The organism is Rummeliibacillus sp. JY-2-4R (assembly GCF_053847205.1).
In genome coordinates, this window is the sequence record NZ_CM132623.1 from 3,587,140 (window position 1) to 3,599,807 (window position 12,668).

Sequence of the window (12,668 nt, forward strand, 5' to 3'; positions counted from 1 at the left end):
TCCTCCAATTATATGCTTAGACTTTTTCGATTGGTGCGAATTTCGCTAATAATCGTTTAATACCAGTTGGGCTATTGAATGCAATATCTAATTCTGTATTTTCGCCTTCTCCACGCACACTAACAACAGTACCCACACCCCATTTTTTATGGGAGGCTTTGTCCCCAACCTTCCAGCCGATTTGGTCTCCGCCAGTTTGATTATAAGTTGATGTAATAACTGTTTTACGTGTTTGAGGTGCTATAAAGCCAGATGTACGGCGCTTTGTTGTACCAAATCCATTACTTGAAGTTTGTCCTTGTGTAGACACTTCATCCATAATTTCTGTACCAATTTCTTGCAAGAAACGTGAAGGACGGTTAAAACTACTACGTCCAAAAATTGTACGGCATTGCGCACATGTTAGGTATAATCGCTGTTCTGCTCTAGTAATGCCCACATAGCACAATCTACGTTCCTCTTCCATTTCATCTTCATCTTGTAATGAACGTGAATGTGGGAAGATGTTTTCTTCCATACCAATGATGAAGACAACTGGGAATTCAAGACCTTTTGCAGAGTGCATCGTCATTAATACGATGGATCCTTTTGATTCATCTTCTTTATCAAGTGAATCAATATCTGATATTAACGCCAAATCTGTTAAGAAAGCCACCAATGATTTATCTTCACTTTGGTCTTCGAAAGCTTTCGTAACAGTTAAGAATTCATCAATATTTTCTAATCGACTTTCTGCTTCAATTGTTTTTTCTTTGATCAACATATCGCGATACCCAGATTTGTCTAAGACTTCTTCAACTAATTCAGTAACTGACACGAATTCTTGCATTTTCGTGAAGTTTGAAATCATCGTATGGAATGCAATGACTGCATTCGTTGCTTTTGCAGATAGTCCCATAAAATCTGCTTCTTTTAATGCATCGAAAATAGAGCGATCTTGATCAATCGCATATTGAGCCATGCGTTCAAATGATGTTGCACCGATACTACGTTTTGGTTCGTTAATAATACGAGCCAAAGATAAATCGTCATCATTGTTCGCAATTAAACGAAGATATGCAAGTAAGTCCTTTATTTCTTTGCGATCATAGAACTTTGTACCTCCGACAATTGTATAGCTCATATTCGATTTCACAAGCATTTCTTCCATTACACGCGATTGAGCATTAGTCCGATAAAGAATGGCAAAGTCATCTAATGTGCGATTTTCTGATTCTATTAACTCTTGGATTGTTTTCACAACAAATTGAGCTTCTTGCTTTTCGTCATATGAATGATAGTAAGAAATTTTTTCACCATCTTCGTTATCTGTTCTTAATTCCTTTGGATAACGGCTGGTGTTGTTTTTAATGACGTCATTAGCTGCTTGTAAGATGCGAGAAGTTGAACGGTAATTTTGTTCAAGCATTATTACTTTGGCTGTTGGATAGTCTTTTTCAAACGATAAAATATTTTGTATATCCGCTCCACGCCAACGGTAAATAGATTGGTCAGAATCCCCTACTACACAAATATTTTTGAATTTCTTAGCAAGCATTTGGACCAATCGATATTGTGAATGATTGGTATCTTGATATTCGTCTACGTGAATGTATTGGAAACGATTTTGATAATACTCCAGTACTTCAGGAACCTCTTCAAACAAGCGGATTGTTTGCATGATTAAATCATCGAAGTCTAATGATTGGTTTTTTCTTAATCGTTTTTGGTAATTTTCATATACTTGTGCCACAGTTCGTTCATATGGATTTGATTCATTTACCTGTGCTTGATATTGTTCAACATCAATACATTCGTTTTTTGCTGAGCTAATAGCATTTAGCATCGAACGAGGATCAAATCGTTTCGAATCAATATTTAATTCCTTTAATGCATTTTTAATGACTGTCAATTGATCTGATGTATCTAGAATGGAGAAGTTTTTGTTGAATCCTATACGGTCAATATCTCTTCGTAAAATACGTACACACATGGAGTGGAATGTAGAAACCCACATACTTTGCCCAGTACCGTTTCCAAGCAATCCATCAATTCGTTCTCTCATTTCACGAGCAGCTTTATTGGTAAAGGTAATTGCTAATATTTTGGATGGGTATACTTGTTTTTCAATAACTAAATATGCGATACGATGAGTTAGCACACGTGTCTTACCAGAGCCAGCACCTGCCATGATTAGTAGAGGACCCTCTGTCGTTTTTACAGCTTCTTCCTGTTCTTTATTCATACCTTTTAATAAGTTTTTTGTTAGTTGTTCCATAATGAACCACCTTTGCACAAACATTTGTTCTTAATTATACTATATTACTTTTTATCTTTCACGGCTTTTACTGTTTGTAATGCCATTTTTACATTATCATAAATAACATTTCCGACAACCACTGTATCTGCATATTCAGCCATTTCAGCTGCTTGTTCAATAGAAGTAATCCCACCGCCATAGAAAAGCTTTGTTTGTTGTAATTCTTGGCTAATTTTTTTTACTAATTGTGGGTCACCATAAGTACCGCTATATTCCATATAAAATACAGGTAATCTAAAGAAATTTTCAGCTAATCTTGCATAAGCAATGACATCATCTTCATCTAAATCAGTTTTTGCTTCCGTTACTTTTGCTGCTTTACAATCACCATTTAAAATACAATATCCTTCTGCAATTAGCTCGTCCCACATCATCACATCACCAAATGCTTTAATTGCTTCATGGTGTAAGTCTTTTACCCATGTAGTAGATTGGCTATTTAATACGGTCGGGATAAAATAGTAATCATAACCTGGTGTAACTGATTCTGTATTGGATATTTCTAATGCTACTGGGACCGTATAGCGACGGATACGAGCAAGTAAGTCTAATACACCATCTATTGTCACATCATCTGTACCGCCAACAATAATGGCATCTGTACCTGATTCACATAATGATTCTAGTACTTCATCTGTAATATTCTTTGCTGGGTCCACTTTGAACACATGTTGCCAATTCTTTATCTCCATACATTTCCCACCTATTTTCATTTTTCTCTCTTAACAGTATACACAAAACAAGCCTTCCACTACTATGAGTGGAAGGCGCCATGAAAATTTTTAAAAAGAAAAAAGTATCTCTGTTCAATACTTAATTCCTTAAGAATTATTGTTTCTTATTTTGGTGCTTGAAATGGTTTTTCGTCAGGATAGAGACGACCTAACATTTCATCATACGTATCATTACCGTAATCGAAGCATCTGCGTACGCGAGAAATCGTTGCAGTAGAGGCACCAGTTTCTTTTTTGATGGATTCATATGTTTTTTTCAAGCGTAGTAAATGAGCAACTTCAAAACGTTGTGCTAATGATTGAATTTCACTGATTGTGCATAAATCATCAAAGAATTTATAACACTCATCAATATTTTTTAACTCTAAAACGGCTTTAAACAATTGATCTGTTTGATGGCCTTTAATTTTTTCGATTTGCATTTATCGTTCCTCCTTCCTGATTTCTTGTGCCAAGCGACTTTTTCTAGGTCCAGGATTGGAAGGTAAAAGTGATCCATGATGGACATAACATTCAAGATTTTAAAACTGTTCACACTAAGCCGCTACCCGTGTGACAACGATTCTTATCAATACTATTTTATATCATGTAGACGTTTATTTCAATTTAACGCGTTAAAGCGCTACTATCTCATAACAGATGGGAAAAGCACCTTTTTCTTCATCACATCGAAAATACCACGTTGCGTTATACGAATATATGGTAAATGTGTTGATTGCAAGAATAATAACGTATAGAATGCATCACCATGTTTATAACCACGTTCTGCTAAAGCTTGCTTCAAAGCTTTTTCTTGTTCAATAAGCTTCTCTAGTGGCTCTGTTGATAAACCACCACCTAAAGGTAAAGGCAAGCTTTCTATTACACTACCATTTTCTACAATGACCATTCCACCATTCATTTTCTTCATTTCATGGAACGCTTGAAGCATCGCCTGTACATTCTTACCGATTAAAATGATATCACCTGTGCAAGAATAAGAAGAGGCAAAACCTTGAAGCTTGTTAGCAAATCCCTTAATTAGTGTGTTCACACGCCATTTTCCTTCACGGTCAACAAGCATTAAATAACATTCATCATGGTCATCACTCAAATACCCTTCATTTGTATGAACTGCTACTTTATATGGTTTGGTAATAACATCATTTGTCATTTCAATTCCAAAAGGCATTGAAAACTGACAATCCTCTTCCGTAATATCAAAGTCCAAATCTAATGATCCTAATGCTGAAAAATCAGTTCCTTCTATAGAATGAACTTTCTTTCCATCTCGTTTTAACCAAACGCCTTTTGATAAAACGCTTACAGGAACTGGATGATATTCATCTTGTAAAATATTTAATGTAGCATAACGACCAGTTGCTATAAAACCCTGCAAGTCTGACAAATTATAATACCTTGCCACATTATAAGAAGCCATTTGATAAGCATCAATTGGATCAACACCAGCATCAAGTGCTACCTGGATACATTTGTCCATAATCCCATCTTCATAAAACGCAGGTGTTGCACCATCAGTTGTCATCATTAAATGGTCAAAGATATTTAGTCCCTTATCTACAATAGCCTTCAATAAATCAGGCAAATCAGGTCGTATGGAAGAATGTCTTAATGTCACTGCATACCCATGTAAAATACGATTTTCTACTTCTTCAAGTGTCATCGCTTCATGGTCACCTTCTGCACCAAAAAGTTTTAAGCGCGCTAAGGTTCGAGAAGATGCTCCAGGTAAATGTGTTTCAATCTTTTTACCGTAGGCTTTTGCAGCTTGTAACCAATAAAGCATCTGGTCATCACCAGCAACTAATCTTGGCCAGCCAGTTAGCTCTCCTCCCATTATTACATCTTTACGGTCTAACCATTCATGTATGGAAGTCGTTGTAAATAAATCATGTTCATGTAAAAGCTCCGTTTGAGAATCAAAACGAACCCACCAGTAAAAAGAAAATGGTAACTGCTTCAGTTGATCTAAAATTGAAAACGCTTTCTTGTTACTCAATTTTAAAAAGAACGTCATGTTGTCTGCTATAAAAGTTGTAGTTCCAAGTTGTGCCGAATAATCCGCTAATGTTTGGGGATTATAAAGTTGAAATGGATGTACATGTGGTTCAATATAGCCTGGAACAATTGTCTGTCCCTTTGCATCTACGATTTCTGTCCCCTTTTTGTTTACTGGCATTTTAGGACCTGCATATATTATGCGATCATCTAAAATCCAAATGTTCCCCTGCATCCAACATTTATACATGCTATGTAGATAACGTGCATTCATAATGACGATGCTTGGTGCAGTTTTCCCATCTATTACAGATACTTGCTTTCGAATTTCTCCAATTTTCCATGCTGGCTCAAGCATTGCATCCATCTCCTTTCTTAAATTGTGTTAAAAATCATGATTATTTTGTAATAAAACAGTATTGATTTTTTCCATTATAAAGTAATCGTATCATAGCACTTTAGGAAAGCAAAGTATTAAGGTTTGAATAATTACTAAATACTGGAGGTTAGATTGATGGCATTAGGTGAAAATATTAGTGCTCAGAGTGCTTTTGGCCGCTTTGTATGCGGTGCTACTATGACTGCATATGGTATAGCAAGAGTTGCAAAAGACAAAGGTGGTTTTAGAGGCCAAGCCATGATTATGTTTGGGGCTATGAAGATGGCAGAAGGAGTTTTAAAATATTGCCCTACAAAAGCGGTACTTAATAGTTCTCTTAATAATTCATTTAACTCTATTTTGAGTCAAATGCAGTCGAACAATACAAGTACTTCTACATCAGGTGCAAATTCAGGAGCTTCAGGGATGAACTCAGGAGCTTCTTCAGGAATGAACTCGGGTTCTTCTTCTGGCACTTCTTCTGGCTCTGCTACAAATCCGATTATAGACGTTGCACAATTGATGAAGGACTTCGGCAATGCCACTATGATGAACATTGCTGGTAACCAACAACAGTCCAATCAATCGAACGCGAATCAGCAAGCGGGGGCTAACCAGCAAGCGGGGGCTAACCAGCAAGCGAACGCAAATCAACAAGCGAATGCTAACCAACAAGCTAGCGCAAGTCAACAGTCTAATTCGAACCAACAAGCAAACGCTAACCAACAGTCCAATTCAAATCAACAAAATAATACAAATCAATCTGCTAGTTCCAACCAACAAAGCAATGCGAAACAACCTGCTAGCTCGAGTCAACAAAGTAATTCGAAACAACCTGCTAACTCGAGTCAGCAAAACAAACAGGGACAACAAAATTCGAACCAGCAAGCAAAACCAAAAAGTCTTACAGGAAAGTAGTCATGCAAACTGCCCGATTAAATCGGGCAGTTATTTTTTTCTGTTCACACAACTTGAATCCCATTTTTCCAAACTGCACAAACGTGATTGACCCCAAATAGATACTGTAATTCTTGATAATTCCCCACATTCCACATGACAATGTCAGCTGCTTTTCCAACTTCTAATGATCCTATCCTGTCTTCACATTTAATGGCACACGCTGCGTTATAGGTTGCAGCCGTCAATGCTTCAGCTGGCGTTAGTCTCATTGTGATACAAGCAAGATTCATTACTAAGGACATTGATGTAGTAGGAGATGATCCTGGATTACAATCTGTAGAAATGGCTACTGGTACACCTGCATCAATCATTTTTCTTCCCTGTGCCGCAGTCTCATGTAAATACATAGCTGTTGCTGGTAATAAGCAAGCGATTACTCCTGACTTTGCCATTCTGTTAATGCCATGATTAGAGGCCTTCAGTAAATGTTCAGCAGAAATAGCACCAACTTCCGCAGCTAATTCTGCTCCACCATATGCCTCTATTTCATCTGCATGAATCTTAGGGATCAAGCCGAATTCCTTTCCTCTTTCCAAAATTCTTCTTGATTGTTCCGGAGTAAATACATCCTTTTCACAAAATACATCATTAAATACAGCTAATTTTTCTTCCGCCACTGTTGGAATCATTTCATTCATAACATGCTCAACATAGGCATCTTCTCTCCCCTTATACTCAATAGGAACAGCGTGAGCTCCCATAAAAGTTGGGATAATATCAATTGGATGACTTTTTTGTAGTTTGTGCATGACTCTTAACTGTTTTAACTCTGTTTCCTTATTCATACCATATCCACTTTTACCTTCAATGGTTGTGACGCCATGATGTAAGAAGGAATCTAATCTAAGCTTTGTTTGCTTTATCAGTTCTTCTTCTGTTGCTTCTCTAGTCATACGCATCGTGCTATGAATACCACCACCAGCATTCATAATCTCCATATAGGTGGCTCCTTGAAGGCGCATTTCAAATTCAGTTTCTCTACTCCCCGCATATACGACATGCGTGTGGGGATCAATTAGTCCTGGTGTTACAAGGTGTCCAGTGGCATCTATTATCTTTGCTTCCTTTGCTTTTTCACGATATTTTCTTTCCAATTCTATTGTTACGCCAACATCTTTGATTTCTCCGTTTTCTACCCAAACGCTTCCATCTTCAATGATTGCTAGGTCTGACATTGCTTTTTTCGACCGTGCTCCACTTTGGTTACTTGCTAATGTGGCTAATTGTGAGGCGTGCTTTATCCATAAGAATTTCATAAGAAGTTCCCCCTCATCCTTCAAAATACCCTATGAACGATTGTCTGGATAATTTATATCTATTACTCATACTGTTTGGGTTATGCCAATAACTTTCCAAAACAATATGGGGGGTAGATTAAAAATAAATGTCTGTAAAGTTAAGCTTATGCATAATTAAAGAGTGCTATCTAGAATTGTTAATTTTTTCTTTCTACCTTTGCCACTGACACTTTCTTTGGGTACTAATCTCCACCCAAAAAGCCAATAATGTTTTTGTGAATATTCTTTCATTCTTATTTTTTTATTTGCTATCGTTAGTACGGAGAAGACTCACGCTTCCCAAATTTGTGGCAACCTGAAACGGAGAACAACAAGTATCCCACAAAATGTCACCTTCCCTTTCAAGATGATTGCTATATCATTTATATCAATTAAGACATGTCAGACAGCCTGTACTAAAATACAATGGCAATTATTTAAAAGTACGCCAGCCAATGTCTTTTCGATAGAAGAAGTTATTCCATTCTTCTTTTCCTAATCCTTCATATACTTTTTCTTGTGCTTCTTTTAATGATGGTGCTTTTGCTGCTACTAGCAAAACGCGTCCGCCATTTCCTACAAATTGTTCACCTTGGCGTTTTGTTCCTGCATGGTATACTGAAAATTCTTGTGTAAGTTGTTCTAATGAAGGTAGAGGATTTCCTTTAGTTACGTTCATTGGATAGCCATCTGCTGCAATAACTACGCCTAGCATCGCTTCTTGTGACCATGTTAAATCAAATGGTTTTTCTTGCATAAGTGCCATCATGAAATCTCCAAAATCGGATGTCATTCTTGGTAGCACTACTTGCGTTTCAGGGTCACCAAAACGTGCATTAAATTCAATTACTTTTGGTCCTTTATCAGTCAAGATTAGTCCTGCATAGAGAATACCAGTAAAAGGTGTCCCCTCTTCTGTCATCGCTTGTACAGTAGGTTTCACAATTTCGTTATAGGCACGAAAAACGACTTCATCAGAGATTTGTGGAACTGGTGAATAAGCCCCCATTCCCCCTGTATTTGGACCTTTATCGCCGTCATATGCACGTTTATGATCTTGTGCAATTACCATTGGATAAATTTGATTGTTATGAACGAATGACATATAAGAAAATTCTTCGCCATCTAAAAATTCCTCAATAACGACTCGAGAAGATGAATCTCCGAAACGTTGATTTCCTATCATATCTTGTACAGCATCTATAGCCTCTTGTTCAGTCATTGCTACAATTACACCTTTACCTGCTGCTAGGCCATCTGCTTTGACAACAATTGGGGCACCCATTTTTTGAATGTAGGCTACTGCTTTTTCTACTTCTGTAAACGTATCATAATCTGCAGTTGGAATATTGTATTTTTTCATAAGTTCTTTCGCAAATGATTTACTACCTTCAATTTGAGCAGCTGCTTTGGTTGGTCCAAAGATTAACAAGCCTTGTTCGTTGAATGAGTCAACAATTCCTTCTGCGAGCGGTTGTTCCGGTCCTATAAATGTCAAATCAATTGCGTTTTCTTTGGCAAATGTGATTAATGATTCAAAGTCTGTTGCAGCTATATTTACAATAGTAGCATCTTGTTCCATGCCATCATTCCCTGGTGCTACATACACGTTTTCAACAGAAGAAGATTGTGCAAATTGCTTGGCAATCGCATGTTCTCGGCCACCACTACCGATGACTAAAATATTCAATTTTGTTTCCTCCTTAGACAAGAAAACACGCTCAGGCTACCGGGCGTGTTCCTTTTTTATTGTTATTTAATAGAATTTGTATACAGTTATTAGTGTTTAAAATGACGTATTCCAGTTGTCACCATTGCGATTCCGTATTTGTTTGCAACGTCAATAGAGTCTTGGTCGCGTTTAGAACCCCCTGGGTGGATAATAGCTGTAATTCCTGCTTTTGCAGCTTCTTCTACTGTATCTGGCATTGGGAAGTATGCATCAGAAGCTAGGCTTGCACCTTTTGCTTTTTCTCCAGCCTGTTCAAGGGCAATTTTAGCAGATCCAACACGGTTCATTTGACCAGCACCAACACCAAGTGTCATTTTGTTATCTGTTACAACAATAGCATTGGATTTAACATGTTTTACAACAGACCAACCTAGTTTTAATGCTTCCCATTCTTCTTCAGTTGGTTTGCGTTCTGTTGTTACAGTAAGCTCTGCATCTTCAAAGCCTTTACGGTCAGGTTCTTGAACAAGTAAACCACCTTCAACAGATACAGTATTGTATTGATCTTGTTTTTGTTGTTCAAATGAGATTTTAAGAAGACGAACATTTTTCTTCACTGTTAATTTTTCAATAGCTTCTTCTGTGAATCCTGGAGCAATGATAATTTCTAGGAAGATACTTGCTAGTTTTTCAGCAGTTTCAGCGTCAACTTCACGATTTAGAGCAACGATCCCACCGAAAATAGAAGTTGAGTCAGCTTCGTATGCTGTATTGAATGCTTCAGCAATTGTTTCTCCAGTACCAACGCCACATGGGTTCATATGTTTCACTGCAACTGCTGCAGGTTGTTTATACTCTTTAATCATTTGAAGAGCTGCGTTTGCATCTTGAATATTGTTATAAGATAACTCTTTACCATGTAATTGTTCAGCATAGGCAATAGAGAAATCAGAACCAAGACGTTTTTGGTAGAATGCTGCTTTTTGGTGAGGGTTTTCGCCATAGCGAAGTGGTTGTTTCAATTCATATGTTAATGTTAATTGTTCTGGGAATTCTTCACCTAGATAGTCAGTTAAATAGTTAGAAATATAGGAATCATACGCTGCAGTATGACGGAATACTTTCGCTGCAAGATGACGACGAGTTTCAAGTGTTGTAGAACCTTCTGCTTTTAATTCTTCTAATACTTTTGGATAGTCGTTAGCATCTACGATGACCGTTACATATTTTTGGTTTTTCGCAGCTGAACGTAGCATTGTAGGACCACCAATATCAATATTTTCAATTGCATCCGCAAATTCGACATTTGGTTTTGAAATCGTTTCAACGAATGGGTAAAGGTTTACACAAACAATTTCAATTGGCTCAATCCCATGTTCTTGCATTTGAGCTTGATGTTCCGGATCATCATATTTTGCAAGAAGTCCACCATGAATCATTGGGTTTAATGTTTTTACACGACCACCTAAGATTTCAGGGAATTTTGTTACTTCATCAACAGAAGTTACTTTAACGCCATTTTCTTGTAAGTGTTTTTTTGTACCACCAGTTGATAAAATTTCATAGTCTAATGCTTCCAATTCCTTCGCAAATTCTAAGATGCCTGATTTATCAGAAACACTAATTAATGCACGTTTTGACACTATAATTTCCTCCTTGAGTTTTAACCAACATATAGTATGTAGGTATATAGGTTGTAGTAATATTCTCTATAATTATACTAATAAGGTTTGTAATGCAGCTGGATAAATTTCGTGCTCTACTTCATGAATCGCTTGTTCTGTTTGTTCGCGATTACCATCAATCACACAAACTGCTTTTTGCATAATAATCTTACCTGTATCCATGCCTTCATCGACAAAGTGGACTGTGACGCCAGTTACCTTTACTCCATGATTCATCGCTTGTCCAATGGCGTCTTTTCCAGGAAAAGATGGTAGTAATGACGGATGAATATTAATAATTTTAGAAGGATAAGCTGAAAGTAAAGTATGGCCGATTAAACGCATATATCCTGCTAATACTAGCCATTCCACATGATTTTCTTGCAATACTTTTAATATTTCCTTTTCATAAGCTTCCTTCGATTCAAATTCTTTCGGACTAAAAGCTAAGACTGGAATCCTTTTTTCAGCGGCACGTTTTGTTACATACGCACCGCTTTTGTCAGTCACTACTAATTCGATTTTAGCTTGAAGCTTGCCACTTTCAATCGCATCTTGAATTGCTTGGAAGTTTGTACCGCTCCCTGAAGCAAATACTGCGATAGATACTTGTTTCGTCATTACACTAAACTCCCATCATGCTCACCGTTGAAAATAACCCCTTCTCCTTCAACAACACGACCAATTGTATAGGCATTTTCGCCATGTGCTTTTGCAATAGCTTTTACGCGATCCACTTCAGTTTCAGGAACTGCTAATACAAACCCAATTCCCATATTGAAGACATTGTATAAATCACGTTGTTGCAAATCTCCTTGTAGTTTAAGGAATTCGAAGATTGGTAAAACAGGCCATGATCCTAGTTCAATTTCTGTTGCAAGTCCGTCTGGCATCATTCGTGGAAGGTTTTCATAGAAGCCTCCCCCTGTTACATGTGCCATGCCATGAATATCGCACTCTTTTAACATTTCAAGTACTGGCTTTGCATAGATTTTCGTTGGAGTTAGAAGCGCTTCGCCAATTTGACCAAGATCTTCGAAGCCAGCTATAACTGTATCTGGCGTGAACCCAGCGTCTGCGAAAACGATTTTACGAACGAGTGAGTACCCATTTGAATGTACGCCACTAGAAGCAAGCCCGACTAGCACATCACCTTTAACGATTCGTTTACCGGTCACAATATTCGCTTTTTCTGTTGCCCCTACAGCAAATCCAGCTAAATCATATTCCTCTTCATTATAGAGACCAGGCATTTCTGCTGTTTCTCCACCAATTAAAGCAGCGCCAGATTGTACACAACCATCTGCTACCCCTTTTACGATTTGTTCGATTTTTGCAGGAACTGCCTTACCAACTGCTACATAATCTAAGAAATACAGTGGTTCAGCCCCCTGTGCCACAATATCATTGACACACATTGCCACACAGTCAATCCCAATTGTGTCGTGTTTACCTACCATAAATGCCAACTTTAATTTTGTTCCGACACCATCTGTTCCTGAAATAAGAACTGGTTCTTTTAAGTTGAGTTCGGATAAATCAAACATGCCACCAAATCCACCAAATGTTCCTAGGATGCCTTTTCTTGCTGTACGCTCTACATGTGATTTCATACGTTGTACTGCTTCATAACCGGCTTCAATATTGACGCCTGCTTGTTCATATGCTTTTGACATGATGTTTCC

General features: G+C 37.5%; 10 protein-coding genes. 1 reads left to right on the forward strand and 9 read right to left on the reverse strand.

The window, feature by feature from the left end; translation table 11 throughout:
• Positions 1-16 precede the first annotated feature (16 nt).
• The 4 genes from pcrA to ACWV26_RS17580 form a co-directional block, all read right to left on the reverse strand.
• On the reverse strand, positions 17-2,257 hold the full coding sequence (gene pcrA, locus ACWV26_RS17565) for a DNA helicase PcrA (protein WP_455895971.1): 2,241 nt from the start codon (positions 2,255-2,257) through the stop codon (positions 17-19).
• A gap of 44 nt (positions 2,258-2,301) precedes the next feature.
• Entirely contained in the window at positions 2,302-2,991 is a 690-nt protein-coding gene (locus ACWV26_RS17570) for a heptaprenylglyceryl phosphate synthase (protein ID WP_455895972.1), read from the reverse strand.
• Positions 2,992-3,137: 146 nt separating this feature from the next.
• Positions 3,138-3,455 carry a YerC/YecD family TrpR-related protein gene (locus ACWV26_RS17575; RefSeq protein ID WP_455895973.1) on the reverse strand — a complete coding sequence of 106 codons (318 nt, stop codon included), beginning with the start codon at positions 3,453-3,455 and terminating at the stop codon, positions 3,138-3,140.
• Between the two features lie 203 nt (positions 3,456-3,658).
• Positions 3,659-5,389: an adenine deaminase C-terminal domain-containing protein gene (locus tag ACWV26_RS17580; protein WP_455895974.1), complete on the reverse strand. Its 1,731-nt coding sequence runs from the start codon at positions 5,387-5,389 to the stop codon at positions 3,659-3,661.
• A gap of 156 nt (positions 5,390-5,545) precedes the next feature.
• On the opposite strand from ACWV26_RS17580, the gene ACWV26_RS17585 reads away from it, so the two are divergent.
• Positions 5,546-6,328 (forward strand): hypothetical protein, encoded by a 783-nt coding sequence (locus tag ACWV26_RS17585; RefSeq protein WP_455895975.1) that lies wholly within the window; start codon positions 5,546-5,548, stop codon positions 6,326-6,328.
• A 44-nt stretch (positions 6,329-6,372) separates the two neighbouring features.
• Here the strand turns inward: ACWV26_RS17585 and hutI are convergent, their stop codons facing one another.
• From hutI to purM, 5 genes are all read right to left on the reverse strand, one after another.
• The gene (gene hutI, locus ACWV26_RS17590; protein ID WP_455895976.1) at positions 6,373-7,626 is read right to left on the reverse strand and encodes an imidazolonepropionase; all 1,254 of its coding nucleotides are present in this window, start codon (positions 7,624-7,626) and stop codon (positions 6,373-6,375) included.
• Positions 7,627-8,080: 454 nt separating this feature from the next.
• Positions 8,081-9,337 carry a phosphoribosylamine--glycine ligase gene (gene purD, locus ACWV26_RS17595; protein ID WP_455895977.1) on the reverse strand — a complete coding sequence of 419 codons (1,257 nt, stop codon included), beginning with the start codon at positions 9,335-9,337 and terminating at the stop codon, positions 8,081-8,083.
• A gap of 89 nt (positions 9,338-9,426) precedes the next feature.
• Positions 9,427-10,962 (reverse strand): bifunctional phosphoribosylaminoimidazolecarboxamide formyltransferase/IMP cyclohydrolase, encoded by a 1,536-nt coding sequence (gene purH, locus ACWV26_RS17600; protein WP_455895978.1) that lies wholly within the window; start codon positions 10,960-10,962, stop codon positions 9,427-9,429.
• Positions 10,963-11,034: 72 nt separating this feature from the next.
• Positions 11,035-11,604, reverse strand: coding sequence for a phosphoribosylglycinamide formyltransferase (purN, locus tag ACWV26_RS17605; RefSeq protein ID WP_455895979.1), 570 nt, complete (start codon positions 11,602-11,604; stop codon positions 11,035-11,037).
• Positions 11,604-12,659: a phosphoribosylformylglycinamidine cyclo-ligase gene (purM, locus tag ACWV26_RS17610; protein WP_455895980.1), complete on the reverse strand. Its 1,056-nt coding sequence runs from the start codon at positions 12,657-12,659 to the stop codon at positions 11,604-11,606. The genes purN and purM overlap by 1 nt, the downstream gene beginning before the upstream one ends.
• Positions 12,660-12,668: the final 9 nt, after the last annotated feature.